The sequence below is a fragment of the Alsobacter soli genome (assembly GCF_003004785.1).
Lineage (GTDB): Bacteria > Pseudomonadota > Alphaproteobacteria > Rhizobiales > Beijerinckiaceae > Alsobacter > Alsobacter soli.
The window spans coordinates 225,026-249,609 of sequence record NZ_PVZS01000004.1 but is presented as its reverse complement, the minus strand read 5'-3'; the positions used below and the strand labels follow the sequence as shown (position 1 = coordinate 249,609).

21 protein-coding genes are annotated in these 24,584 nt (G+C 68.9%); 4 read left to right on the top strand and 17 right to left on the bottom strand.

What is annotated here, in order from left to right; translation table 11 throughout:
• Positions 1 to 2: 2 nt before the first annotated feature.
• From SLNSH_RS05400 to SLNSH_RS05390, 3 genes are all read right to left on the bottom strand, one after another.
• Positions 3 to 1,106 carry an ABC transporter permease gene (locus SLNSH_RS05400; protein WP_106335638.1) on the bottom strand — a complete coding sequence of 368 codons (1,104 nt, stop codon included), beginning with the start codon at positions 1,104 to 1,106 and terminating at the stop codon, positions 3 to 5.
• On the bottom strand, positions 1,103 to 2,668 hold the full coding sequence (locus SLNSH_RS05395; protein ID WP_106335637.1) for an ABC transporter ATP-binding protein: 1,566 nt from the start codon (positions 2,666 to 2,668) through the stop codon (positions 1,103 to 1,105). Before SLNSH_RS05395 ends, SLNSH_RS05400 begins: the two co-directional genes overlap by 4 nt.
• Before the next feature lie 124 nt (positions 2,669 to 2,792).
• Complete coding sequence (locus SLNSH_RS05390) at positions 2,793 to 3,788, bottom strand: BMP family lipoprotein (protein WP_106335636.1); 996 nt, start codon at positions 3,786 to 3,788, stop codon at positions 2,793 to 2,795.
• 159 nt (positions 3,789 to 3,947) lie between these two features.
• Here SLNSH_RS05390 and SLNSH_RS05385 point away from each other — a divergent pair, with 159 nt between their 5' ends.
• Entirely contained in the window at positions 3,948 to 4,814 is an 867-nt protein-coding gene (locus SLNSH_RS05385; protein WP_106335635.1) for a DUF1194 domain-containing protein, read from the top strand.
• 48 nt (positions 4,815 to 4,862) lie between these two features.
• A complete protein-coding gene (locus SLNSH_RS05380) occupies positions 4,863 to 5,255 on the top strand; it encodes a methylglyoxal synthase (protein ID WP_106335634.1) in 393 nt (130 codons plus the stop codon).
• Between the two features lie 113 nt (positions 5,256 to 5,368).
• Here the strand turns inward: SLNSH_RS05380 and hrpB are convergent, their stop codons facing one another.
• Positions 5,369 to 7,786: an ATP-dependent helicase HrpB gene (gene hrpB / locus SLNSH_RS05375; protein WP_245422065.1), complete on the bottom strand. Its 2,418-nt coding sequence runs from the start codon at positions 7,784 to 7,786 to the stop codon at positions 5,369 to 5,371.
• A gap of 495 nt (positions 7,787 to 8,281) precedes the next feature.
• Between hrpB and SLNSH_RS05365 the strand changes: the two genes are divergently transcribed.
• Positions 8,282 to 9,055, top strand: coding sequence for a helix-turn-helix transcriptional regulator (locus SLNSH_RS05365; protein ID WP_158266684.1), 774 nt, complete (start codon positions 8,282 to 8,284; stop codon positions 9,053 to 9,055).
• Here the strand turns inward: SLNSH_RS05365 and SLNSH_RS05360 are convergent.
• From SLNSH_RS05360 to SLNSH_RS05300, 13 genes are all read right to left on the bottom strand, one after another.
• On the bottom strand, positions 9,000 to 9,611 hold the full coding sequence (locus tag SLNSH_RS05360) for an HAD family hydrolase (protein ID WP_106335630.1): 612 nt from the start codon (positions 9,609 to 9,611) through the stop codon (positions 9,000 to 9,002). The two genes, SLNSH_RS05365 and SLNSH_RS05360, sit on opposite strands and share 56 nt — an antisense overlap.
• A gap of 2 nt (positions 9,612 to 9,613) precedes the next feature.
• Complete coding sequence (gene upp / locus SLNSH_RS05355; RefSeq protein ID WP_106335629.1) at positions 9,614 to 10,258, bottom strand: uracil phosphoribosyltransferase; 645 nt, start codon at positions 10,256 to 10,258, stop codon at positions 9,614 to 9,616.
• A gap of 61 nt (positions 10,259 to 10,319) precedes the next feature.
• Positions 10,320 to 11,564: a URC4/urg3 family protein gene (locus SLNSH_RS05350; protein ID WP_106335628.1), complete on the bottom strand. Its 1,245-nt coding sequence runs from the start codon at positions 11,562 to 11,564 to the stop codon at positions 10,320 to 10,322.
• Positions 11,564 to 12,826 carry a GTP cyclohydrolase II gene (locus tag SLNSH_RS05345; protein ID WP_106335627.1) on the bottom strand — a complete coding sequence of 421 codons (1,263 nt, stop codon included), beginning with the start codon at positions 12,824 to 12,826 and terminating at the stop codon, positions 11,564 to 11,566. Before SLNSH_RS05345 ends, SLNSH_RS05350 begins: the two co-directional genes overlap by 1 nt.
• A gap of 81 nt (positions 12,827 to 12,907) precedes the next feature.
• Positions 12,908 to 14,146, bottom strand: a complete 1,239-nt coding sequence (locus SLNSH_RS05340; RefSeq protein ID WP_106335626.1) for a phosphopentomutase — start codon at positions 14,144 to 14,146, stop codon at positions 12,908 to 12,910.
• A 2-nt stretch (positions 14,147 to 14,148) separates the two neighbouring features.
• Positions 14,149 to 15,777: an ABC transporter ATP-binding protein gene (locus SLNSH_RS05335; RefSeq protein ID WP_106335625.1), complete on the bottom strand. Its 1,629-nt coding sequence runs from the start codon at positions 15,775 to 15,777 to the stop codon at positions 14,149 to 14,151.
• On the bottom strand, positions 15,774 to 16,223 hold the full coding sequence (locus tag SLNSH_RS05330) for a type II toxin-antitoxin system VapC family toxin (RefSeq protein WP_106335624.1): 450 nt from the start codon (positions 16,221 to 16,223) through the stop codon (positions 15,774 to 15,776). Before SLNSH_RS05330 ends, SLNSH_RS05335 begins: the two co-directional genes overlap by 4 nt.
• On the bottom strand, positions 16,223 to 16,444 hold the full coding sequence (locus tag SLNSH_RS05325) for a hypothetical protein (protein WP_146140193.1): 222 nt from the start codon (positions 16,442 to 16,444) through the stop codon (positions 16,223 to 16,225). The genes SLNSH_RS05330 and SLNSH_RS05325 overlap by 1 nt, the downstream gene beginning before the upstream one ends.
• Positions 16,445 to 16,476: 32 nt before the next feature.
• Positions 16,477 to 17,676 (bottom strand): ABC transporter permease, encoded by a 1,200-nt coding sequence (locus SLNSH_RS05320; RefSeq protein WP_106335622.1) that lies wholly within the window; start codon positions 17,674 to 17,676, stop codon positions 16,477 to 16,479.
• The gene (locus SLNSH_RS05315) at positions 17,676 to 18,791 is read right to left on the bottom strand and encodes a microcin C ABC transporter permease YejB (RefSeq protein WP_106335621.1); all 1,116 of its coding nucleotides are present in this window, start codon (positions 18,789 to 18,791) and stop codon (positions 17,676 to 17,678) included. The genes SLNSH_RS05320 and SLNSH_RS05315 overlap by 1 nt, the downstream gene beginning before the upstream one ends.
• A 134-nt stretch (positions 18,792 to 18,925) precedes the next feature.
• Entirely contained in the window at positions 18,926 to 20,752 is a 1,827-nt protein-coding gene (locus SLNSH_RS05310; RefSeq protein WP_106335679.1) for an extracellular solute-binding protein, read from the bottom strand.
• A 191-nt stretch (positions 20,753 to 20,943) separates the two neighbouring features.
• Positions 20,944 to 22,839, bottom strand: coding sequence for an extracellular solute-binding protein (locus SLNSH_RS05305; protein WP_106335620.1), 1,896 nt, complete (start codon positions 22,837 to 22,839; stop codon positions 20,944 to 20,946).
• A gap of 152 nt (positions 22,840 to 22,991) precedes the next feature.
• Positions 22,992 to 23,552, bottom strand: coding sequence for a c-type cytochrome (locus tag SLNSH_RS05300; protein WP_245422063.1), 561 nt, complete (start codon positions 23,550 to 23,552; stop codon positions 22,992 to 22,994).
• 278 nt (positions 23,553 to 23,830) lie between these two features.
• Here SLNSH_RS05300 and SLNSH_RS05295 point away from each other — a divergent pair, with 278 nt between their 5' ends.
• Positions 23,831 to 24,574 (top strand): 3-deoxy-manno-octulosonate cytidylyltransferase, encoded by a 744-nt coding sequence (locus SLNSH_RS05295; protein ID WP_106335677.1) that lies wholly within the window; start codon positions 23,831 to 23,833, stop codon positions 24,572 to 24,574.
• The last annotated feature ends 10 nt before the right edge of the window (positions 24,575 to 24,584 follow it).

Here is a 24,584-nt window from a genome sequence, read left to right as displayed (position 1 = left end):
GCTCAGCCCCCCGCCTTGCGGCGCGCGGCGAAGAACCGGCCGAGCGGCGCCCGGAACAGGCCATCGAGCGCGCCCGCGAACAAGATGGCTAGGCCGGAAATGGTGACGATCATGTCGCGCGTGATGGTGGGCTTGTCGAAAGCGAGCTCCGTCCCGCCCTGGTAGAGCACCCCGAACAGCAGGGAGGCCAGGACGATGCCGACCGGGTGCGAACGCCCCATCAGGGCCACCGCGATGCCGATGAAGCCATAGCCGCCCGTGAACTCCAGGAGCAGGCGCTCCTGCACGCCCATGACCTCGTTCACGGCGAGAAGACCCGCGAGCGCCCCCGAGATCATCATGGCGACGATGGTGACACGGCTGATCGGGATGCCGGCGTAGGCCGCCGCCGCCGGGTTCGCCCCGACCGTGCGGATGGCGTAGCCCAGCCGCGTCCGCCAGATCAGCAGCCAGACGCCGTAGCAGCACGCCAAAGCGAGCAGGAAGGAGGCGTTCAGCGGCGTCGTCGGAACGGTCACCCCGAGGCGCGCCAGCACCTCGTGCGCGAAAGGGACGTGCGCCGCCGACGCGAAGGTGGGCGTCTCCGGCTGCATGGAGCCGGGCTTCCCCATGACGTTCACCAGCAGGTAGACCAGCAGCGCCGAGGCCAGCATGTTGAACATGATGGTGGTGATGACGATGTGGCTGCCGCGCCTGGCCTGGAGGTAGCCGGGGACCAGCGCCCACAAGGCCCCGAACAGGGCCGCCCCGAGGGCGCCGAGCGGCACGAGGAGCCACCCCGGCAGGAAGTCGAGGTGGAGGCACGCCAGGGCCGCGCCGAGCCCGCCGAGGGTCGCCTGTCCCTCGCCGCCGATGTTGAACAGCCCGGCGTGGAACGCCACCGCGACCGCCAGCCCGGTGAAGATGAAGTTCGTCGCATAATAGAGCGTGAAGCCGACGCCCTCGCCGGTGCCGAGCGCGCCCCGGAGCAGCAGGGCCGTGGCCTCCAGCGGGTTCTCGCCGATGGCGAGCACCACCAGTCCGGCGACCACGAAGGCGGCGGCCACGGCCAGCGCCGGGACCAGGACGTAGTCGGCCCAGCGGCGCATCTCGATGGGGGCGCTCACGCCGCGCGCTCCGCCACGCCCGCCATGAGGAGGCCGAGATCCCGCTCGTCGGTCTCGCCCGGCAGGCGCTCGCCCGTGATGCGGCCGCCGCACATCACCAGGATGCGGTCGGCGAGCGCCATGATTTCCTCCAGCTCCACGGACACGAGCAGGACGCCGACGCCCTGGTCGCGCAACGCGACGAGCCGGCGGTGGATGAACTCGATAGCGCCGATGTCCACGCCGCGCGTGGGCTGGCCCACCAGGAGGACCTTGGGTCCCCGCTCGATCTCGCGCGCCAGCACGATCTTCTGCTGGTTGCCGCCGGAGAACTTCGACGTCTTCAGCAGCGGCGCCCGGGGCCGCACGTCGTAGGCCTCCATGCGCTCCAGGGCATCGGACACGATGGCGCCGCGATCGAGCAGCGCTCCGGCGCCATAGCGCCGTTCGTCCTGGAAACCCAGCATGGCGCTTTCGCAGGCCTCGAAGGCCGGCACGAGCCCGGTCCGCATCCGGTCCTCGGGCACATGCAGCAGCCCGCGCCGCCGCAGCGCGGCCGGGTCGCGTTCGGCGGGGGACAAGGCGCGCCCCTCCAGCGCGACCGTACCGCCCGCGAGCGGCCGCATGCCGGCCAGCGCCTCGAGCAGTTCGCTCTGGCCGTTTCCCGCGATGCCCGCGATCCCGACGATCTCGCCGGCCCGGATCGTGAGCGAAACGCCATCCACCCGCGCCGTGCCCCGGGCGTCGCGCACGACGACGTTTTCCGCCGCCAGCACCACCGGCCCGGGCGCCGCCGGCGCTTTCTCCACCCGGAGGAGCACCCTCCGTCCGACCATCAGTTCGGCCAGCTGCGCCGGCGACGTCGCGGCCGTGTCCAGCGTGGCGACCATCTCGCCCCGGCGCATCACCGAGACCCGGTCGGTGATGGCCATGATCTCCCGGAGCTTGTGCGTGATCAGGATGACGGTCTTGCCCTCGTCGGCCAGGATCCGCAGCAGTCGGAACAACCCGTCCGCCTCGTCCGGTGTCAGCACGGCGGTGGGCTCGTCGAGGACCAGCACGTCCGCGCCGCGCACGAGCGCCTTCACGATCTCGACCCGCTGCTGCAGGCCGACCGGCAGGTCGCCCACGATCGCGTCCGGGTCGAGCGCGAGGCCGTAGTCGGCCGCAAGCTGCGCCAGCCGCGCCCGGACCTGCCGCGCGCCTGCGGCCAGCCTGGGACCGCCCTCGGCCCCCAGCATGACGTTGTCGATTACCGAGAGAGGCTCCACCAGCATGAAGTGCTGGTGCACCATGCCGATCCCGGCCGCGATCGCCTCGCCCGGGGAGCGGATCCTGCGAGCCACGCCGCCGACCCGGATTTCGCCCCGGTCGGCCTCGTAGAAGCCGTACAGGATGGACATCAGGGTCGACTTGCCGGCCCCGTTTTCACCGACGATCCCGTGAATGGAGCCCTTGCGCACCGTGAGGTCCACGCCCTTGTTGGCGTGCACGTCCCCGAACCGCTTGTCGATGCCGACCAGTTCGATGGCGAGGGGAGGGGTGGCCCGATCAAGAGATACAGGAGACACGTTCGACGTCATCCCCGGCGCGCCGAAGGTGCGGGAAGGGGATCCAGGGGACTAGGCCCAATGCTTCGGGCGTCGTTCCCGGTCTGAGGCGCAGAGCGCCGGGGACGACGGCCGTCTCGCAAGGGCGAGCGCCCGTTCACGGGCACTTCTGGTCGGCCATGTAGTCGTGCACCTGGATGGCCCCGCTGACGATGTCGGCGGCGGCCTTGTCGGCGGCCGACTTCATGTCGGGCGTGATCAGGGACCGGTTGTTGTCGTCCAGCGCCCAGCCGACCCCGTTCTCCTTGAGGCCGAGCACGGTCACCCCGGGCTTCCAGGTCCCGTCCTTGGCGGCCTTGAACGAGTCGACCGTCGCCACGTCCACGCGCTTCAGCATGGAGGTGAGCACCTTGCCGGGGTGCAGCATGTTCTGGTTCGAGTCGACGCCGATGCCGAGCTTGCCGGCGTCCGCCGCGGCGCGGAGCACGCCGATGCCGGTGCCGCCGGCCGCGTGGTAGATCACGTCGGCGCCGCGGTCGATCTGCGCCTTGGCGAGCTCGCCGCCCTTCACCGGGTCGGTCCACGCCGCGCCGGTGGTGCCGGTCATGTTCTGCAGCACTTCGCCCTGCGGATTGGCGTATTTCACGCCCTGCACGTAGCCGCACGCGAACTTGCGGATGAGCGGGATGTCCATCCCGCCCACGAACCCGACCTTGCCGGTCTTGGACGCCTTGGCGGCGAGCAGCCCCACCAGGAAGGAGCCCTCGTGCTCCTTGAACACGATCGACTGCACGTTGGGCGCGTCCACCACCATGTCGATGATGGTGAACTTGGCGTTGGGGAACTCCTTCGCGACCTTCTCGACCGCGCTGGCCTGGCTGAAGCCGACCGCCACGATGGGGGAGTAGCCGTCGCGCGCGAAGCGGCGGAGCGCCTGCTCGCGCTGGGCGTCGTTCTGGATTTCGAAATCGCGGTATTCGACGCCCGCGTCCTTCTTGAATTGCTCGGCGCCGGTGTAGACGCCCTCGTTGAAGGATTTGTCGAACTTCCCGCCGAGGTCGTAGACGATCGCCGGCTTGACGGCCTGGCCCTGCGCAAGCGCCGCTCCACCCAGGAAAAGGCCGGCGGCGAGCCCCAGGATCGTGCTCCGCATGGAAATCCCCTCTCTGTCGGCCGAATTCAGGCCGTTCTGCGCAAGATGGCACGCCGCCCGGAGGACGTGAAGCACGCAAAGATTACAGCGGCGAGCATTGGCGCGCCTGCGTCGCAATGGCATGCTGCCCGCGGGGGAGCTCCTGACCGGGAGAAACCGATGCTAGGTCGCCGCCCGCGCCTTTTGCGTGGCCTTTGCCTCCGCGCCGCCGCCATTCTCGCCGCATTGGCCGCTCCCACCCTGGCAGTGGCCCGGGATGGCCCCAACGAGGTCGACGTCGAGCTCATCCTGGCCGTGGATATCTCCTATTCCATGGATCCCGAGGAGCAGGCTCTGCAGCGGCAGGGCTACGTCGAGGCGCTCCGCTCTCCGGAGGTGCTGGATGCGATCAAGAAGGGCGTGAACGGCAAGGTCGCTGTGACCTACGTGGAGTGGGCCGGCACGACGAGCCAGGAGGTCGTGGCCGACTGGATGGTCATCGACGGACCGGAAAGCGCCGCCGAGTTCACGGCCCAGCTCGCCGCCAAGCCCATTCGGCGGCTCTACCGAACCTCGATTTCCGGCGCGATCGACTTCTCCGTGCCGCTCTTCGACAAGAACGCCTATCGCGGCCTGAAGCAGGTGATCGACATCTCGGGCGACGGCTCCAACAACCAGGGCCGCCCCGTCACGGCGGCCCGCGACGAGGCCTTGGCCAAGGGCGTCACCATCAACGGGCTACCCATCATGCTGAACCGGCCGAACGGCGGGTTCCCCGAAGTCGAGCACCTGGACGAGTATTACCGCGACTGCGTGATCGGCGGCGCCGGCGCCTTCATGATCCCCATCCGCGAGCGCGCGCAGTTCATCGAGGCCATCCGCACCAAGATCCTGCTGGAGGTGGCGACCGCGCCCCCGCCGGCCTGGCCCGCGCGCGTCATCCCGGCGAGCGCCACGGGGAACGACCTTCTGAAGACCCAGGCCGAAGAGCCCAAGACGAGCTGCTTCTTCGGCGAGCGCCAGTGGCAGCAGCGCTGGGGCAATTGAGCCGCGCGGGCGAGGCCCTATGATCGGGCGACCACGAAAGGCCCGACCATGTCCCGCTTCCGCCTCGCCCTCATCGCCCACGACCAGAAGAAGGCCGCCATGGTGGCCTGGGCGGAGCGCCACCGCGCCAACCTGGCCCGCTGCCAGCTGTTCGCCACGGGCACCACGGGCTCGCGCATCAAGGACCGCTGCCCGGAACTGGACATCACGCTGATGAAGAGCGGGCCGCTGGGCGGCGACCAGCAGATCGGCGCGCTGATCGCGGAGGAGCGGCTGGACGGCCTAGTCTTTTTCGTCGACCCGCTCTCGCCCCACCCCCACGACGTGGACGTAAAGGCCCTGACCCGCCTCGCGCTGGTCTACGACCTCCCCATGGCGTGCAATCCCTCCACCGCCGACCTCGTGGTCGCCGGCTTCGAAGCCCGTCGCAGAACGGCCTGAGCCGTCGTTGCGAGGAGCGCAGCGACGAAGCAATCCAGGGATTGCTTGCGCGCAGTTATCGCTTCGCTGCGCTCGCAAAGACGGCAGGGCGGTACCGCCAGCCCTCTAAGCCCTCATGTCCCCCTCGGCTTCGCCCGCGCGGTGGGCGCCGCCTCGGCCGGGTCGTCCGGCCAGGGGTGCTTGGGGTAGCGGCCCTTCATCTCGGCCTTCACCACGCTCCACGAGCCTTTCCAGAACCCCGGCAGGTCCTTGGTGATCTGGATGGGCCGGTGCGCCGGGGACAAGAGGTGCAGCACCAGGGGAAGCCGACCGCCAGCCACCGCCGGGTGCTGCTTGAGCCCGAACAGCTCCTGCACCCGGATAGCCAGAACGGGCCCTTCCTCGGCCTCGTAGTCGATGGGATGGGAATTCCCGGTTGGCGCCGCAAAGTGGGTCGGCGCCTCCGCCTCGAGCCGGCGCGCGAGGTCCCACGGGACGAGCGCCTTCAGCGCCTGGTCCAGGTCGTCCGGCGTGATCGCCGCGACGCTGGTGCGCCCCTCGATGAAGGGCGCCAGCCACTCGGGCGCGACTTGGGCCAGCGCCTCGTCCGACAGGTCGGGCCAGGACGCGTCCGCCCGGCGCAGGAAGAGAACCCGATTGCGCCACTGGGCCAGCGCCTTGGTCCAGGGCAGGCGGCTCACGCCGACCTCGCCCACGCCACGCGCCAGGGCCTGCGCGGCCTCCGGCGAGGCCGGGACGGCCAGCGTCTGCTCCGCCAGCACGAGCGCGTGCAGGCGCTTCACCCGCCGCGCCCGCAGGGCGGACGGGTTACGGTCGAAGGTGAGCTCGTCGCGGGTTGCAATATGGGAGGCGAACTCGGACTCGATGTCGGCGAGCTCGATAGGAGCAGCCAGTAGAATGCGAGCCGACGCCGCCCCGCCCGCGATCTCCGCCACGGCGAGGAACGGCTCCCGCGCCAGCGCGTCATGCGGCTCGACCTGGCCTCCGCGGCCGTTCGCCATCACGAAGGCGCCGGGAGCGCCACGCGCCTTGGCGATCCGGTCCGGATAGGCCAGCGCAAGCACGGCCCCGGCTTCCGCCGGGTCGCGCCGGCCGAATTCGGCCCCCACGGCCTCCGCCCAGCCCCGCGCCAGGCGGCGCATGTCCTCGGCCCGCCGACTGCGGTCGCGCCGGAAATTCTCCAGCCGATGCCCGAGATGGCTGGCGTCGCCTCCAAGCCCCCGCTCGGTGATCACCGCCGCGATCTCGGCCGCGAGCCCGCCTTGCCCGCGCTCCGCCGCGCTGGCCACCATGCGGGCCAGCCGCGGGGGGAGCGGCAGCGAGCGGATCACCTTGCCGGCCGCCGTAATGCGCCCGTTCGCGTCCAGCGCGTCGATCTCATGCAGCATCGCCCGCGCCTCGGTCAGCGCGGGCTTCGGCGGGGGGTCCAGGAAGGGGAGGGTGGCGGGATCGGTGACGCCCCACGCGGCGCAGTCGAGCAGCAGGCCGGAGAGATCGGCGCGCAGGATCTCGGCGGGCGCGAACGGCTCGAGCGCGCCCGCCGCCGCCTCTTCCCAAAGCCGGTAGCACACGCCGGGCTCCGTGCGCCCCGCGCGGCCCCGCCGCTGGTCCGCGGCCGCGCGCGACACCCGGACCGTCTCCAGCCGCGTGAGCCCGATCGCCGGCGCATACCGGGGCACGCGGGCGAGCCCGCTGTCGATCACCACGCGCACGCCCTCGATGGTGAGCGAGGTCTCCGCGATGGAGGTGGCCAGCACGATCTTGCGCCGGCCGGGCGCCGCAGGCTGCACGGCGAGGTCCTGCTCCCGCTGGTCCATGGCGCCGAACAGCGGCGCGATGTCCACGGCGGGGTCGCGAACGCGCTCCTCCAGCAGCCCTGCCGTGCGGCGGATCTCGCCCTGGCCCGGCAGGAAGACCAGCAGCGAGCCGGTCTCGGACCGGAGCGCGGCGAGGGCGGCGTCGGCGACCTGCTCCTCGATCCGCTTCCGGGGATCGCGCCCCAGGTAGCGGGTTTGGACCGGATAGGCCCTGCCCTCGCTGTGGATCACGGGCGCGTCCCCGAGCAGGCGCGCGACGCGCGCGCCGTCCAGCGTCGCCGACATCACCAGGATGCGCAGGTCGTCCCGCAGTCCGGCCTGGGCGTCGAGCGCCAAGGCCAGCCCGAGGTCCGCGTCCAGCGAGCGCTCGTGGAACTCGTCGAAGATCACCCCGGCGACGCCGGTGAGCTCCGGGTCGTCCAGGATCATGCGCGAGAACACGCCCTCGGTGACCACTTCGATCCGCGTGCGCGGGCCCACCCTGGAGCCCAGGCGCACGCGAAGGCCCACCGTCTCGCCGACCGCCTCTCCCAGCGTGGCCGCCATGCGCTGCGCCGCCGCACGGGCGGCGAGGCGCCGGGGCTCCAGCAGGATCATCTTGCCACGTCCATCCCGCCCTCCCGCCCAGGTGTCCTCCAGCAGGGCGAGCGGCGCGCGCGTGGTCTTGCCCGCGCCGGGCGGGGCGACGAGCACGGCCGAGCAGGATGAGGCCATCGTCTGGCGCAACGTTGGAAGAACGTCGTCGATGGGCAGAGGAGATCCGCGCAGCATTTCGCCGGTGTGGCGGAAGCCGCAGGGAGTGGCAACCCCTTGGTCTCGACTCTGCCCTTTCAGTCAGATTGAGCGGCGCAGATGAGGGCTTCATCTTCGGAACGCCCCCAGAATAGGGGCTAAACAACCAGAATGGGAGTCGTGCACATGGACCGGACCGCCGTACTGCAAAGTGAACTGGCGTATGTGATGGGCTGTCTATGCTTCTGCGCCGAAACGCTTGCCCAGTTGGGCCAGCGTGAACTCGCTGAGGATGTCGCGGAAGCCTGCGCTGCCCTGAAGCCCGCCTTGAGTCAGGGCCAGGTTGCGTCTGGTGGATCTCTCCACTAAGTGTATGCTTGTCAAAAGATAAGTTAGATCATAATAGTCGCATTTAGTGTTTAATTGTGATGCCCGTTCGGCATGGCCCGGGCGGGCATCTTTTATACGAGTACAGTCATGAGTGTATGTTATCGGGATGGTTCGCCCCCGACTTCATCTGACAAAAGCCTCGATCATCGCTTGGCCTCATTCATAAATCAGCGCAATTTGAACCACTATGCTTATTGGCTGCGCCTCGTTCCCGGGGAGATCGACTGCGGTATCGTCCTGTTCACGAGCAATCCACAGGCGTGGCTCAATGATTTCTGCTCTCAAAAGCACACCTGCGATCCGCTTTTAAGCGTGTGTCAGCAAACGATCATGCCGATCAACTGGGACGATCTGGCGAGTTCTGACCGAAAATCCAAGTCAGCCTTAAAAGTATGGGAGTTGCACGGGGTCGGGCCCCGCGGGCTTACCGTCCCGATTCGAGGGGCAGTAGGGGACTTCGCGCTGTTCAGCGTGGCCAGCGACGAAGACGCGGCCACCTGGACGAATCGGCTTTCCCAGCTCACCGCCGAGGTCGTGCTGTTCGCCTTCGAGATCCATGCCTCCGTCATGGAAGCCTGGGTTCGGAACGAGGGGGCCGCGCGCCCTTTGTCGCCACGGGAACGGCAGGTTCTGACGTTGGCCGCACAGGGCCTGCCGCACAAGGCCGTCGCGTTCGCCCTGGCGATCTCGGAGCGGGCGGTCAAGCTTTATCTCGATAGCGCGCGCGCCAAGTTGGGGGCCCACAACACTGCACATGCGGTGGCCTACGCCGTATCTCGGCGGCTGATCGCCCCGCCCGGTGCGCTCAGACCGGGAAGCCGTAGTCCCTCAGGTCGACCGCCAGTTGCTCTGGCGAGGTGAACTGCACGGCGTGCATGCCGACCGCCCGGGCGCCGTCGACGTTCTTCGGGGCGTCGTCGATGAACAGACAGTCGCTCGCCGCGAGCCCGTTGCGGTCAAGCAGGACGCGGTAGATCGCCGGGTCGGGCTTGAGAAGCTTCTCCTCCCCGGACACCACCACGTCCCTGAACCCGTTCAGGAACGGCCAGCGCTCGCGGGCGATTGCGAACTTCTCGTGGGAGAAATTCGTGATCGCCCAGGTCGGCACGTCCGCGGCGCGCAACGTCTCCAGGATCGCCACGCTGCCCTGGATGGCGTCGGCGACGGTCTCGACCCAGCGCTCGTCGAAGGCGCGGATCTCGGCTTCCAGGTCCGGATGCCGCTCGACCAGCAGGTCGCACGCGTCCGCGAAGGGGCGGCCCCGGTCCTGCTCCACGTTCCAGGCCGGCGTGCAGACCTCGGACAGGAACCACTCCATGCGGTCCGGGTCGGCGATGATCTTGCGGTACAGGTAGCGCGGGTCCCAGTCGAGCAGCACTGCGCCGATGTCGAAGACGGCGTTGGTCGGGCTCGGCATGGTTAGCGCGTGCCGTACATGCGGTCGCCGGCGTCGCCCAGCCCGGGCACGATATAGCCGTGGTCGTTGAGGTGATCGTCGATGGCCGCCGTCCAGACGCGCACCTCCGGATGCGCCGCGGTGAGCCGTGCGATTCCTTCCGGGGCGGCCAGCAGGCACACGAAGCGGATGTCCTTCGCCCCGCGCTCCTTCAGCCGGTCGATGGCGGCCACGGCAGAGTTGGCCGTCGCCAGCATGGGGTCAACCACGATCACGAGACGGTCGGCGATGTCGGACGGCGCCTTGAAATAGTACTCCACGGCCGTCAGCGTGTCGGGATCGCGGTAAAGCCCGATGTGGGCCACACGGGCGGACGGCACCAGGCTCAGCATGCCGTCAAGGAAGCCGACGCCAGCCCGCAGGATGGGCGCCAGCACCAGCTTCTTGCCCGCGATCATGGGGGCCATCGTCGTGGTCAGCGGCGTCTCGATCTCGACCAGCTCGGTCGGCAGGTCGCGCGTGACCTCGTAGGCCAGCAGCATCCCGATCTCGTTGAGGAGCTGCCGAAAGCCCTTTGTGGAGCGGGACTTGTCCCGCATCAGCGTGAGCTTGTGCTGCACCAGCGGGTGGGAGACGACGGTGACGCCCTTGTGGGTGACGTCCTGCATGGCGGCCTCGACCTCGATCGCGCGTTGACGGAATCGAGGTGACCATACCAAGGCGTCGCGGTCAAAACACCGTGCCGTCGGTGACAACAGTGAGCGGAGGCGGGCCGCCGGGCCGCTTTTCCCGCGCGATTCGGCGTCCCGCCGCCCAGGTGCCCCCTTCAAGCGCCTTGGCGAGGGGGAACTGTTCCGCGCTCAGCCCCAAATGGTCGCGGATCAGCCCCGCCACGTCGTCGAGCAGCGCCACCGTGAGGGCGCGCCATTCGACCACCAAGTTTGAGCCGGGCTCGTGCTGAAGTCCGGCCTCGGAGGGATCCCGCAGGGTGATCACGCCCAGGTCCAGGAACAGGCCGCCGTTTCGATATTCCGCGAGCCCCGTCAGGCCGTCCACGCCGGACACGCCCAGGCCGGCGGCCTGCAGCGGCTCGATCAGCGAATACGCGAGCCATTGAGAGAGCTTGTGGAACGGGACGAGGCCGCTGGTCGCGTCATCGGTCACCAGGCTCGGGTGTCGCCACGTATCGCCGAGGTCCACGCCGCCGAGCGCAAGGCGTCCGGGCCAGATCGAACCCAGGCCCTCGAGCAGGGTGGAAAGGATCGCGTTGGCCGGGAGCAGGCCGTTCTCGCGCTGCAGCAGCAGGGAATCGAACAGCCCGCCCGGCCGGGCCTCGTCCTCGCGGGCGAACAGCGCCGGATTGCCCGACACTGCGGCGCCAAGGCGCCGCAGCAGCGCGATACGACCGTCGAGCCCCGCCATGGGGTTGTCGGCCCGGATCTGGAACCCCGCGGCGACCTCCGCCGCATCGAGCGACTGGAGCCGGCTGGCGTCGACGCGCAGCGGATCGTCCGGCTTCGCCGAAAAGACCCCGGACGCGAACATGTCGAAGCTCGCGACTGCGAGCCCCTCCGAGCGCGCGAAGCGCTCGCCGCTGGCCGGCTCCAGGTAGGACCAGTCGGGGCCCGCGCCGGCGTCCAGGAGGACGCTCACGATGGCCAGGTCGAACGCCGCCCGCGCCCGGGCGGCGTCGGAGGGCCAAGCGGTGTTTCGGTCCAGCGTGCCCCAGCGATCGAAGCCGCCGGCGGCGAAATGGCGCCAGCGCGCGTGAAAAGGCACCTGCAACGTCGGGTAGTTTCGCCGGATGGTGTCGAGCACATAGTCGGCGCAGCGGCAGAGCTTGCCGGGGTCGACGCTAAAATGCGGCAGCTCGCCCGCGATTCCCAGGTCCAGCATGCGATGGGCCCGCTCGCGCACCGCGCCCGGCGTGAGCAGGCTGCGCGCCAGCGCGGCCTCTGAATGCGATGAATCCATCAATACCGCTCCAGCGGGCGGCCGATGGTGCGTCGCAGGTCGTCCTGCCCGGGCGCGCCCTGGGGCGCGAAGTAGCCCGCCGCCTTCTTGGCCTCCATCTCCACGGAGGCGTCCGGCGGGATCAACTCGTCCGGGATCGGCACGCGCTCCACGATCTCGATCCCCGCGCCCGTGATGGCGTCGTACTTCATGTTCGACATGGACATGAATCGGTCGATGCGGGTGATCCCGAGCCAGTGCAGCACGTCGGGCATGAGCTGCTGGAAGCGCGCGTCCTGCACGCCGGCCACGCATTCGGTGCGCTCGAAATAGGTGGCGGCCTGGTCGCCGCCCTCCTGGCGCTTGCGGGCGTTGTAGACGAGGAACTTGGTGACCTCGCCGAGCGCCCGCCCTTCCTTGCGGTTGTAGGCGATCACCCCGGCCCCGCCGCGCTGCGCCTCCTTCACGCACTCCTCGACCCCATGCGCCAGGTAGGGCCGGCAGGTGCAGATGTCGGAGCCGAAGACGTCCGAGCCGTTGCACTCGTCGTGCACACGGCAGGCCACCCGCCGGCGCGGGTCGGACAGCGCTGCGACCTCGCCGATCACGTACACGGTCGTGCCCCCGATGGGCGGCAGGAAGACGCTCAGGTCCGGCCGCGTCACCACCTCCGGGAACATGCCGCCCGTCTGCTCGAAGAGCGTGCGCCGCAAGGCCGTCTCGCTCACCCCGAAGCGCGCCGCGACCCCGGGCAGGTGCCAGACGGGATCGATGGCGACCTTGGTGACGGAGATGTCGCCCGACGGCTGCAGGATCTGTCCATCGGCCGCAAGCCGCCCCCCGGCAATCGCGGCGACGATCTCCGGCATGTTCAGCCGCGCCTTGGTGACCGCGACCGTGGGGCGGATGTCGACGCCCTGGCTGATCCAGTCCGCGAAGGCTTCGCCCACGCAGGCGCCCCAGGGGTCGAGCGAGACGATCTTGCCGGGGTCCGCCCATTGCGGATGCGGGCCGACCGGGGTGACCGGATGCGTGTTGCGCAGGTCCGGCCGCACGGCGGGATTGAGGGCGCCGGAGGTCACGGCGAGCGCCCGGTAGAGCGAATAGGCGCCCCCATGGGAGCCGATCACGTTGCGGTCGGCCGGGTTGGTGACCGACCCGATCACGGGGCCGCGCTCCTGAGCGGTCGCCGCGCCCCATCGGATCGGGAACCTGGCCGCGCCCGTGCCGGGCTCCGGATGGGAGGTGAGCCGGATATGGGTGCTGCGGTTGTCCGTGCTCATGGGAGCTCCTGGCGCAGGCTGGGCGGTGAGCGGGAACGCGCTTCCTGCCCGAAACGATGCTTGCGCCTGGCTATTGTCGCGTCAACGCTTCATTTCTTGGTGAATCCAGCTCCGGCCGGGGCCGTGCGCGGGCAAGCCGAGCGCTGTGGCGACCGTCGCGCCGACATCCGCGAGGGTCTCGCGCCGCCCGATCGGGCAGGGCTGCAGTCCCGGCCCGAACGCCAGGATGGGCGTATGCTCGCGCGTGTGGTCGCTGCCTCGCCAGGTGGGATCGTTGCCGTGGTCGGCGGTGAGGATGACCACGTCGCCCGGCCGCAACCGCTGCTCGAGCTCCGGCAGGCGCGCGTCGAAGGCCTCCAGCGCGGCCGCATAGCCCGGCACGTCGCGGCGGTGTCCGAACTCCGTGTCGAAATCAACGAAATTGGCGAACAGCAGGCCGCCGTGCGCCAGCCGCTCCACCTCGGGCAGCATGGCGTCGAACAGCTTCATGTTCCCGCCCGCCTTCACCTCCCGGCCGGTGGCGCGGTGGGCGAAGATATCGCCGATCTTGCCGACGCTCACCACCTCGCGGCCGGCCGCAACGGCCCGGTCCAGGATCGTGCCGTCCGGCGGGGGGATGGCGAAGTCCTTGCGGTTCGCCGTGCGCGTGAAGCCCGTCTCCGGGCCGCCCAGGAAGGGGCGGGCGATCACGCGCCCGATCCTGAGCGGGTCGCACAGCCGCCGCCCGATGCGGCAGAGCGCGTAAAGCCGCTCCAGCCCGAATGTCTCCTCGTGGGCGGCGATCTGCAGCACAGAATCCACGGACGTGTAGCAGATCGGCTTGCCTGTCCGCATGTGCTCGGCGCCGAGCTCGTCGATGATCGCGGTCCCGGAGGCGTGCTTGTCGCCCAGGATGCCAGGGAGCCCGCCCTCCCGGACCAGCGCCGCCGTGAGATCGGCGGGGAATGAGGGCTGTGTATCGGGAAAGTAACCCCAGTCGAAGTCCACCGGCGTGCCGACGATCTCCCAATGGCCGGAGGGCGTGTCCTTGCCGCGCGAGGTCTCGACGCCGTAGCCCCACTGACCCCGGATCGCGCCTTCGGCGGCCGGCGCAGGCCAGGCCCTCCCGGTCGACGCCTCGGCCGCCAGCCCGAGCCCGAGCCGGGTCATGAAGGGCAGCCGCAGCGGCCCGCTGCGCAGGCCGGCGCGATCGCCGTCGCCGCGGGCGCAGGCGGCCGCGATGTGCCCCAGCGTATCGGCCCCGACGTCGCCATAGGCCTCCGCGTCCTCCGCGCCGCCGCAGCCCACCGAGTCGAGCACGATCAGGAACACGCGCGCCATGCTCACTCCCGCACCACGCCGGCGTCGGCGGTCTCGAGGTTGAACGCCGCGGCGAACAGCGCGCGGGTGTAGTCCGTCTTCGGCCTGGCGAAGAGTTCGGCCGCAGGGCCCTGCTCCACCACCTTGCCGTTCTGCATCACGATGACCTCGTTCGCCAGCGCCCGCACCACCTTGAGATCGTGGGAGATGAACATGTAGGCGAGCGAGCGCTTGCGCTGCAGCTCACGCAGCAGGTCCACGATCTGCGCCTGCACGGACATGTCCAGCGCCGAGGTCGGCTCGTCCAGCACCACGAATTTGGGCTCCAGCGCCATGGCGCGCGCGATGGCGATGCGCTGGCGTTGGCCACCGGAGAATTCGTGCGGGTAGCGGTCCATGGCGGCCGGGTCGAGCCCCACGTCCACCAGCGCCCGCGCAATGACTTCGCGCCGTTGCTCGTACGATAGCCCCAGGTCGAGCGCGTCCAGCCCTTCGCCCACGATGTCCGCCACCGACAGGCGCGGCGACAGCGAGCCGTAAGGGTCCTGGAACACGATCTGCAGGTCCCGCCGCAGCGGGCGCATGGCCTTGGAGTTGAGCCCATCCAGCCGCTGGCCGAGGTGCACGATCGGCCCCTGCGACGAGATCAGCCTCAGCATGGCGAGCCCCAGCGTGGTCTTCCCCGACCCCGACTCGCCCACCACGCCGACCGTCTCCCCCTCGCGCACCGCAATGGAGATCCCGTCCACCGCTTTCACGTGGCTGACGACCTTCTTCAGGAAGCCTTGGCGGATCGGGAACCAGACCCGCAGGTCTTGCGCCTCCACGATCACGGGCGCGTCGGCCCGGGGCGGCTCCGGCCGGCCTTTGGGCTCGGCGGCCAGCAGCTTGCGCGTGTAGGCGTGCTGCGGATTCTGGAACACCTGCTCCACCGGGCCCTGTTCGACAATGTGGCCCTGGGTCATCACGCAGACCCGGTCGGCGATCTTGCGCACGATGCCGAGGTCATGGGTGATGAACAGCATGGCCATGCCGTTGTCGGCCTTGAGCCGGGCCAGCAGCTTCAGGATCTGCGCCTGCACGGTCACGTCGAGCGCCGTGGTGGGCTCGTCCGCGATCAGCAGGTCCGGCTCGTTGGCGAGCGCCATGGCGATCATGACGCGCTGGCGCTGCCCGCCCGACAACTCGTGCGGATAGGCGCCGAGCCGGCCCTCGGGATCGCGGATGCCGACCTGCGTCAGCAACTCCACCGTGCGCCGTCGTGCGGCCTGGCCGGACAGCCCCTTGTGCAGGTCCAGGATCTCGCCGATCTGCCGCTCGATGGTGTGCAGCGGGTTCAGCGACGTCATGGGCTCCTGGAACACCATCGTGATGGCGTTGCCGCGCACCTTGCGCAACTCGTCCTCGGAGGCCTGGAGCAGGTCGCGGCCCTTGAACAGGACCTCCCCCGAGGGGTGCGACGCCGGCGGGTAGCTGAGAAGCTTCAGCACGGACAGCGCGCTGACAGACTTGCCCGACCCGGACTCGCCGACAAGCGCCACGGTCTCGCCTGCGCCCACCTCGAAGGAGACGTGGTCCACCGCCGTCGTCTGCTTCCCGCCCTGGCGGAAGACGACGGAAAGGTCGCGGACGGAGAGAAGGGGAGACGTCATGTGAGGCTCCGCTCGATCCAATCGAGCAAATGGGGCGCATCGGAACTGACCATGCGCAGAGAGTTCGGGAGCCGAACGCGGCTATCGCGCGTCACGAAGACCCTGCAGCCTCGCTCGATTGCAGTCACCACATGGACCGAGTCAGGAATCTTCGCTCCAGTAAGCTCGCGATACTCGGCCACCGAAGACATCAGCCTCCGCGAAACAGGGAGAAGCTCCACGCGCCCGCTGAAGACGATCAAATCGAGGTAGCGCCTGTGCAACGGAGCGCCGCCGTTCCTCCGTGCCTTGACAAGAACTTCCGCAAGGGTGAGCTCGCTTGTTATCGCGGGGACGCCCCGATCCCGAAGCACCACGAACAAGCGCTGCAACGGCCCAGAAAGGACGTCGTCGCCCTCGAGAAGGTCGATGAAGACGTTCGCGTCGAGATAGGGGCCGACCAACATCAGTCGTCGTATCGACCGGCTTGGATTTCAGCGATGATCTCTTCGGCAGTCCGGTACGGGGGCTTACGTGCCGCAAAAATCTCTTCGAGGGTCATGACGCGGTCATGCCCCGGTTCTTCCTGCGTGACCTCGACCGTCACCCTGTCGTTTGGGTGGAATTGCTCCCGCAGTGGTTGGGGAAGCTGATCAGCGGGATAGTGCCGCAGGACGATCTTGTTCATCGAAATGCCTTTCGCGCAATCGTACCACACCCTCATCCGAACGTCTTCCGCGGGTCGAAGGCGTCGCGCACGGCTTCGCCGATGAAGATCAGCAGCGACAGCATGACGGCGATCACCAGAAAGCCGGTGAGGCCGAGCCACGGCGCGGAGATGTTGCTCTTGCCCTGAAGCAGCAACTCGCCGAGGGACGGCGACCCCGGCGGCAGCCCGAAGCCCAGAAAGTCGAGCGAGGTCAGCGTGGTGATCGACCCGTTCAGGATGAAGGGGAGGAACGTCATGGTCGCCACCATGGCGTTGGGCAGCACATGCTTCACCATGATCTTGGCGTCAGACAACCCCAGCGCCCGCGCGGCGCGGACATAATCGAAATTGCGCGCCCGCAGGAACTCGGCCCGCACCACGTGCACCAGCGCCACCCACGAGAACAGCAGCAGGATCCCGAGCAGGGTGAAGAACGACGGCTGGAAGAAGTTCGACAGGATCATCAGCAGGTAGAGCGATGGGATGGCCGACCAGATCTCGATGATGCGCTGGAAGTAGAGGTCCACCTTGCCGCCGAAATAGCCCTGGACGGCCCCCGCCATGATGCCGACCACCGAGGAGATCGCCGCCAGGATGAGGCCGAACAGCACCGACAGCCGGAAACCGTAGATGACGCGGGCCAGCACGTCGCGTCCGCCGTCGTCCGTGCCGAGCCAGTTCCACTCGAGGTCGCGGCAGCCGAGCGACTTCCCGGCCCCGTCCGGCCCCGCCTTCTTTTCGGCGACCGGCCGGCAAGCCTCGTCCTTGAGCATCCAGGTGGGCGCCGACGGCGCCGCCGTAGGCAGGTCGAGGTTGATGGTGTTGGACGCGAAATGGATCGGCGGCCAGATAGCCCAGCCGTTGTCGGCGATCTCCTTCTGGATCACCGGGTCGCGGTAGTCCGTCTGGGCCAGGAAGCCGCCGAACTTCTCCTCCGGGTAGTCCACGAACACGGGCGTCAGCCACTCGCCCTTGTAGTGGACCAGGATCGGCCGGTCGTTCGCCAGGAACTCGGCGAAGAGACACAGCACGAACAGCACGCTGAAGAGCCAGAACGACCAGTAGCCGCGCCGGTTGGCGCGGAAATTGGCGAGCCGCCGTTGGTTGATGGGCGACAGCCGCAGCAGCCCCTTGCGCGGCAGGGGCGGGGCGAGCGGCCCCCCCGGAGTCGTGGCCGGACCGAAGGCGCGGTCTTGCACGGGGGCGTCCATCACACCTCCCGCGTCTCGAAGTCGATCCGCGGATCGATCCAGGTGTAGGTGAGGTCGGACAGGAGATTCACCACCAGCCCGAGCAGCGAGAAGATGTAAAGGTTCGCGAACACGACCGCGTAATCGCGGTTCACGATGCTCTCGAAGGAGAGCAGCCCCAGCCCGTCGAGCGAGAACACCGTCTCGATCAGCAGCGACCCCGTGAAAAAGGCGCTGATGAAGGCCCCCGGGAAGCCCGCGATCACGATCAGCATCGCATTGCGGAACACGTGGCCATAAAGCACCTGCCGCTCGGACAGGCCCTTCATGCGCGCGGTCAGCACGTATTGCTTGCGGATCTCGTCCAGGAACGAGTTCTTGGTCAGGAGCGTCGAGGTCGCGAAGGCGCCCAGCGCCATGCTGAGGATCGGCAGCGTGATGTGCCGGACGTAGTCGAGGATCTTGTCGTACCAGGGCAGCTGCGCCCAGTTCTCGGACGTGAGCCCGCGCAGCGGGAAGAAGGGCATGAAGGACGAGCCCTCGCCGAACAGCACGATCAGCAGGATGGCGAACAGGAACCCCGGGATGGCGTAGCCGATGATCACCACCGCCGAGGTCCAGGTGTCGAAGCTCGACCCGTCCTTCACCGCCTTGCGGATGCCGAGCGGGATCGAGATGGAATAGGACAGCAGCGTCATCCACAGACCGAGCGAGATGGAGACCGGCAGCTTCTCCTTGATGAGCTGCAGCACGGGCGTGTCGCGGAAATAGCTCTTGCCGAAGTCGAACCGCAGGTAGTTCCAGAGCATCAGGCCGAAGCGCACGGGCGCCGGCTTGTCGAACCCGAACTGCGCCTCGAGCTGCTTGATGAAGGCCGGGTCAAGCCCCTGGGCGCCCCGGTATTTCGAAGTCGACTCCCCGGCCCCGCCTCCCTGGTGCTGCTGGGCTCCCGAAAAGTCCCCTCCCGCCCCGCCGGCGATGCGCGACGTGGCGGACGTGTCGTTCCCCTGCAACTGGGCCAGCACGCGCTCCACAGGCCCTCCGGGCGCGAACTGCACGATGGTGAACGAGATCAGCATGATCCCGAGCAGCGTCGGGATCATCAGCAGGAGGCGGCGCGCGACATAGGCGAACATGGGTCAGCGCCTGCTCGTCATTGCGAGGAGCGGAGCGACGAAGCAATCCAGGAGACGCCCTGCTCCTCTGGATTGCCTCGCTGCGCTCGCAATGACGGCGAGAGGACCGAGCTTTCTAGAACCGCCGTTCCGCATCAAGCCTTTCCGATTCGCTTCGCCTTGGCCTCGTCATACCACCACGTGCCGGGCGCGCCGCGACCGTACTTCGGCTTGGTGGCGGGCTTGCCGAACATGTCCCAATACGCCAGCCAGTGCGAGGCCTTGTACCACATCGGGATCCAGTAGCGCCCCGCTCGCAGCACCCGGTCCAGCGCCCGGCAGGCGGTGACGAGCTCCGCCCGGGAATCCGCCGCGAGCGCCGCCGCTACCAGCGCGTCCACGGCCGGATCTGCGATGCCGGCCACGTTGGAGGAGCCCGGCGTCCTGGCCGACTCGGAGCCGAAGATCAGCTTCAACCCCTCGCCCGGCGTGGGCGACATCGAGTAGCGCCGCGAGATCACGTCGTAGTCGAAGCCGTCCGTGCGCCGCTGGTACTGGGCCGCGTCCACGATGCGGAACCGCGGCTCGATCCCGAGCAGCTTCATGTTCTTGAACAGCGAGCCGGTGTGCGGCTGCAGCGCCCCGGAGAAGTCGAGGAACTCGATCTCGAACGGCTGCCCGCCCGGCAGCTTCAACGCGTTCCCCTCGCGCTTGCAGCCGGCCTCCTTGAGGAGTTGGTCCGCTCGCCGCAGAAGGGCCCGGTCCTGCCCGGACCCGTCCGTCACCGGTGGAACGAAGGGCTGCCCGAACACCTCGTCCGGGACCTTGCCGCGCCAGGGCTCGAGCAGCCTCATCTCTTCCGGCGAGGGCGGGCCCTCGGCCTTCATTTCCGAGTTCTCGAAATAGGAGGTGGTCCGCTTGTAAACGCCGAACATGATGTTCGTGTTGGTCCACTCGAAGTCGAACAGCAGCCCCAGTGCGTCGCGCACCCGGCGATCCTGGAACTTCTCGCGGCGCGTGTTGAAGAACCAGCCCTGGGTGCCGGACGGCGTCTCGTCCGGGATCTCCTCCCGCTTGACCCGACCCTCCTTCACGGCCGGAAAATCGTAGCCGTTCGCCCAGTCGCGGGAGGTGAACTCCTCCCGGAAGGTGATGGAGCCGGCCTTGAAGCCCTCCAGCGCCACTTGGCGGTCGCGGTAGTACTCGTAGCGGATCCGGTCGAAGTTGTTCTGCCCGATGTTCACCGGCAGGTCCTTGCCCCAGTAGTCGGCGACCCGCTCGAACTCGATGAACCGGCCCTGCTCGAAGCGGCCGATCTTGTAGGGCCCTGAGCCGAGCGGCGGCTCGAGCGTAGCCTCCTCGAACGGCTTGGCCGTGTAGTACGCTTTCGAGAAGATCGGCAGGGTCGCCACCGTGAGCGGAAGGTCCCGCGAGCGTCCCTTCGCGTAGCGGACCACCACGGTCGCGTCGTCCTGCGCCTCCGCGCTCTCCACCATGCGGATGGTCTGCGAGATGAGCGGATGCCCCTTCTGCTTCAGGAGCAGGAGCGAAAAGGCCACGTCCTGAGCCGTCAGCTTCGAGCCGTCCTGGAACCGCGCTTCCGGCCGCAGCCGGAACGTCTGGGTCAGCCCGTCCTCGGACGTGCTCACCGACCTGGCGACGAGGCCGTACAGCGCGTCCGCCTCGTCCTGCGCGCGGGCCATGAGGCTGTCGAACAGCATCTCGACCCCCGCGGCCCCGTTGCCCTTCAGCACATAGGCGTTGAGCGTGTCGAAGGTGTCGAACGCCTGGTTGCCGAAGGTGTTCGCCAGCTGCAGCGACACCGCCCCGCCCACCGGCGCCTTGGGGTTCACGTAAGCGAAGTGGGCGAAATCAGCGGGGTATTTCAGCTCGCCAAAGGTGGACAGGCCGTGGTGCTCGCCCACGACCGCCGGCGGCGCGGCGGCGAGACCCGGCCCCTCGGGAGCCGCCGTCTGCGCCATGGAGGCGGAGGAACGCCCCGTCGTTCCGAGGGCCAACGCCGCCGCCCCTCCAGCCAGCACCGCGCGCCGGGACACGCAATTCTCTTCCACCCAGCGGGGGAGGGCAGGAACGGGGTGCGTACGTCCCTTCTCCCCGGCATGGGGAGAAGGTGGCCCAAAGGGCCGGATGAGGCGCCGCGCGGTGCGCCCCTTCACTTTCCGCCCCCGGTTTTCTGCGCCAGGGCGGCGTCCCACCACCAGATGGTCGGGAACGCCGGCGCGGCGTAGCGGGGCATGGTCTGGGGCCGGCCGAACCGGTTCCAGCGCGCCGTGCGCGTCGCCGGGGACCACCACTGCGGCACGACGTAGTCGTGCGCCAGCAGAACCCGGTCGAGCGCCTTGGTGGCGGCCACCAGCTCCCCCCGGTCCTTGGCGAAGATGATCCTGTCGATGAGCGCGTCCACGCCCGGGTCCTTGACGCCGAGCGTGTTGCGCGAGCCTGGCCGGTCGGCCGCCTTGGAGCCCCAGAAATCGCGCTGCTCGTTGCCGGGGGACAGCGATTCCGGCCACAGGTCGGTGGTGATGTCGAAGTCGAAGTCCCGCATCCGGTTCTCGTACTGGGACGGGTCGACCACCCGCAGGCTGACCCCGATCCCGAGCCGCTCCAGGGACGGCTTGTAGAACAGCACGAAGCGCTCGCTGGTCGGGTCATAGGCCAGGAACTCGGCCGTCAGCTGCTCGCCCTTGGCGTTGACCCGCTTGCCGCCCTTGACCTCCCAGCCGGCCTCCTTCAGCAGCCGGTCGGCCTCGCGCAGGTTCTCGCGCACCTTCTGCGGGTCGCCGTTGACCGGATTGACGTAGGCGGCCGTGAACACGCTCGCCGGGACCTTGTCCTTCAGGCCCTGCAGGATCTCCAGCTCCTTGCCCTCGGGCAGGCCCTTGGAGGCGAGCTCCGTGCCCTCGAAATACGAGCCGATGCGGCTGTAAAGCCCGTAGAAGATGGTCTTGTTCATCTCCTCGAAGTCGAAGGCCAGGTTGAAGGCGCGGCGCACGCGCTGGTCCTGGAACTTCGGCCGGCGCAGGTTGAACGCGAAGGCCTGCATGCGCCCGCTGGCCCGCTCGGTGAACTCCTCCTTGATCACCCGCCCATCCTTGGCGGCCGGGAAATCGTAGCCCGTGGCCCAGTTCTTGGCGCTGTTCTCGATGCGGAAGTCGTACTGGTCGCCCTTCAGCGCCTCGAACAACACCGTCGAGTCGCGGTAGTACTCGAAGCGCATCTGGTCGAAATTGTTGGTTCCGACCCGGACCGGCAGGTCCTTGCCCCAGTAGTCGGGCGCGCGCTCGTAGACGGCGTTGCGGCCGGCGTCGAAGCCCTTGAGCCGGTACGGCCCCGAGCCCATCGGCGGCTCCAGGGTGGTCTCCTTGATGTTGCGCTTCTTGCCGTCGGCGCCCGTGCCCTCCCACCAGTGCTTCGGCAGCACGGTGAGCTGGCCCACGATCTGTGGCAGCTCCCGGTTGCCCGGCTGGTCGAACCGGAAGGTGATCTCGCGGTCGCCCGTCTTCTCGGCCTTCACCACATGGGCGTAGTAGAAGGCCATCTGCGGGCTGATCTCCTTGTAGGCGTCGAACGAGAAGATTACGTCCTCCGGCGTCACCGGCTTGCCGTCCTGCCAGCGCGCGTTCTCGCGCAGACGGTAGGTGACCCAGGAAAAGTCCTCCGGGTACTTCACCCCGTCGGTCAGCAGGCCGTAGGCGGTGGAGACCTCGTCGAGCGACTGCTCGGTGAGTTGCTCGTAGACGAGCCCGACGCCTGCCTCCAGCTGGCCCTTCACGCCGGCCACCACCGGGTTGAAGTTGTCGTAGGCGCCCTGCCGGGCGAGGCGAACGGTTCCACCCTTCGGGGCGTCCGGGTTGACGTAGTCGAAGTGCTTGAAGCCGGCCTGGTATTTCGGCTCGCCCATCAGGGAGGTCGCGCTGCGCCATTCGGCGTCCCCCGCCCAGGCCGGGGCGCCAGGGAGCGTGGCGAGCGGCGCGAGCGCCAGGGCGGCGATGATGGCGCGGCGCGAAACGGCCGTGGCCCGCGGATGTCCCGGATCGCCCTGACGCATGTGCCCTCCGTGGTCGCCCCCAAGCGAGGCGGTGATCTGCGCCGCGGATTATGTCGCTTTTTCGCCGGCGGGCCAGACGGCCCGCTGAGGCGGGCCCGGAATCGAAAAGGCCGGGCGCTGGGCCCGGCCTTCGAAGATCGTTCGTCCTGGGATCAGGGCGTCGGCAGCGGCGCCGGGTTGTCCGACAGCGTCCGCAGGTAGGCCAGGACGTCGGCGCGGCGGTCGGCCTCCTTCAGGCCGGCGTAGCCCATCGCGGTGCCGGGGATGTACGCCTTCGGGCCGGCGATGAAGTGGTCGAGGTTCTCGAAGGTCCACTTCTCGCCCTTGGCGCCGTGCTCCTTGATGGCGGCCGAGTAGTTGAAGCCCTCGTGCGAGGCGATCGGGCGATCCACGACGCCGTAGAGGTTCGGGCCTACCTTGTTCGGGCCGCCCTTCTCGAAGGAGTGGCAGGCCGTGCAGGGCTTGATCAGCCCTTCGCCCTTCTTGGCGTCGGCCTTGGCCAGCAGCACGGGGAGGGGCTCGCTCTGGGCCGCGGGGGCCGCAGCGGAGCCGCCCTTCTCGGGTTCCCCGGCGGGCAGCGCGTAACCGGCGACGACCTGCGCGGGCGGGGCGAAGATCGCTTCGGCCAGCAGGCCCGTGGCCATGATGAACAGCAGCGTGCCGAGCACCGCTCCCGCGATCTTGTTGAACTCGAACGAATCCATCCCGAACATTCGATCACTCCGACCCGCGTGGGGGCTTGTCTCGGCTCAGCACTCGCAGTGGTCCGAAGGGGAAGTCCCGGCGGGCGGGAAGGCAGGCGAACCACGGGCCCTCGGCCGCGACGGGGTCCGCGCGCGCAAGGCGTCACGATCACCCACAGCGCTGCCGCTGGGCGGCGGATGATTACCCGCTTTGCGCCGCCTTTGGCAACTCGTATAAGCGCGTTTCCCGTTGATACTTTTTGCCGCTCCGGGCCTTGCGCCCGCGGCGGCCGGTCTGGCCGGAGCTCATGTCCGATCCCGTCGTCCTCGTTCCCGCCCGGATGGCCTCCACCCGGCTCCCGGGCAAGCCCCTCGCCGACATCCTGGGCGAGCCCATGATCGTGCACGTGTGGCGCCGCGCGACGGAGGCGGGCCTCGGCCCGGTGGTCGTCGCCACGGACGAGCCCGCCATCGTGGCCGCGATCGAGGCCGTCGGCGGCCACGCCGTGCTGACCCGCGCCGACCACCCGTCGGGCTCCGACCGCATCTTCGAGGCCGTGCAGACCTTTGATCCAGAGGGCCGTCACGACGTGGTCGTGAACGTGCAGGGAGACCTCCCCACGATCGACCCGCGCGCCATCCAGGCCGCCATCCTGCCCCTCGCCAACCCGCTGGTCGACATCGCCACGATCGCGGCCCCGATCACGCGCGACGAGGAGCGCGACGACCCGAACGTGGTGAAGCCGGTCGGCACCCCCATCGGCCCGGGTCTCTACCGCGCGCTGTATTTCACCCGCGCCACCGCCCCCACCGGGCCGGGCCCGCTCTACCACCACATCGGCCTCTACGCGTATCGCCGCAAGGCGCTGGAGCGCTTTGTGTCCCTGCCCCCGGCTCCCCTGGAGAAGCGGGAGCGCCTCGAGCAATTGCGCGCCCTGGAAGCCGGCATGCGCATCGACGTCGCCGTGGTGGACGATGTCCCCCTCGGCGTCGACACGCCCCATGATCTCGAGCGCGCCCGCGAGATCCTGGCCGCCCGCCGCCCGCACTGAAGAAAGAAGC

Bases quoted from the DNA above. Each gene is read 5' to 3' on its own strand.
- SLNSH_RS05395 (WP_106335637.1), bottom strand. From the start codon at position 2,668: ATGACGTCGAACGTGTCTCCTGTATCTCTTGATCGGGCCACCCCTCCC.
- SLNSH_RS05390 (WP_106335636.1), bottom strand. From the start codon at position 3,788: ATGCGGAGCACGATCCTGGGGCTCGCCGCCGGCCTTTTCCTGGGTGGA.
- SLNSH_RS05385 (WP_106335635.1), top strand. From the start codon at position 3,948: ATGCTAGGTCGCCGCCCGCGCCTTTTGCGTGGCCTTTGCCTCCGCGCC.
- SLNSH_RS05380 (WP_106335634.1), top strand. From the start codon at position 4,863: ATGTCCCGCTTCCGCCTCGCCCTCATCGCCCACGACCAGAAGAAGGCC.
- hrpB (WP_245422065.1), bottom strand. From the start codon at position 7,786: ATGGCCTCATCCTGCTCGGCCGTGCTCGTCGCCCCGCCCGGCGCGGGC.
- SLNSH_RS05365 (WP_158266684.1), top strand. From the start codon at position 8,282: ATGAGTGTATGTTATCGGGATGGTTCGCCCCCGACTTCATCTGACAAA.
- SLNSH_RS05360 (WP_106335630.1), bottom strand. From the start codon at position 9,611: ATGCCGAGCCCGACCAACGCCGTCTTCGACATCGGCGCAGTGCTGCTC.
- upp (WP_106335629.1), bottom strand. From the start codon at position 10,258: ATGCAGGACGTCACCCACAAGGGCGTCACCGTCGTCTCCCACCCGCTG.
- SLNSH_RS05350 (WP_106335628.1), bottom strand. From the start codon at position 11,564: ATGGATTCATCGCATTCAGAGGCCGCGCTGGCGCGCAGCCTGCTCACG.
- SLNSH_RS05345 (WP_106335627.1), bottom strand. From the start codon at position 12,826: ATGAGCACGGACAACCGCAGCACCCATATCCGGCTCACCTCCCATCCG.
- SLNSH_RS05340 (WP_106335626.1), bottom strand. From the start codon at position 14,146: ATGGCGCGCGTGTTCCTGATCGTGCTCGACTCGGTGGGCTGCGGCGGC.
- SLNSH_RS05335 (WP_106335625.1), bottom strand. From the start codon at position 15,777: ATGACGTCTCCCCTTCTCTCCGTCCGCGACCTTTCCGTCGTCTTCCGC.
- SLNSH_RS05330 (WP_106335624.1), bottom strand. From the start codon at position 16,223: ATGTTGGTCGGCCCCTATCTCGACGCGAACGTCTTCATCGACCTTCTC.
- SLNSH_RS05325 (WP_146140193.1), bottom strand. From the start codon at position 16,444: ATGAACAAGATCGTCCTGCGGCACTATCCCGCTGATCAGCTTCCCCAA.
- SLNSH_RS05320 (WP_106335622.1), bottom strand. From the start codon at position 17,676: ATGGACGCCCCCGTGCAAGACCGCGCCTTCGGTCCGGCCACGACTCCG.
- SLNSH_RS05315 (WP_106335621.1), bottom strand. From the start codon at position 18,791: ATGTTCGCCTATGTCGCGCGCCGCCTCCTGCTGATGATCCCGACGCTG.
- SLNSH_RS05310 (WP_106335679.1), bottom strand. From the start codon at position 20,752: ATGGCGCAGACGGCGGCTCCCGAGGGGCCGGGTCTCGCCGCCGCGCCG.
- SLNSH_RS05305 (WP_106335620.1), bottom strand. From the start codon at position 22,839: ATGCGTCAGGGCGATCCGGGACATCCGCGGGCCACGGCCGTTTCGCGC.
- SLNSH_RS05300 (WP_245422063.1), bottom strand. From the start codon at position 23,552: ATGTTCGGGATGGATTCGTTCGAGTTCAACAAGATCGCGGGAGCGGTG.
- SLNSH_RS05295 (WP_106335677.1), top strand. From the start codon at position 23,831: ATGTCCGATCCCGTCGTCCTCGTTCCCGCCCGGATGGCCTCCACCCGG.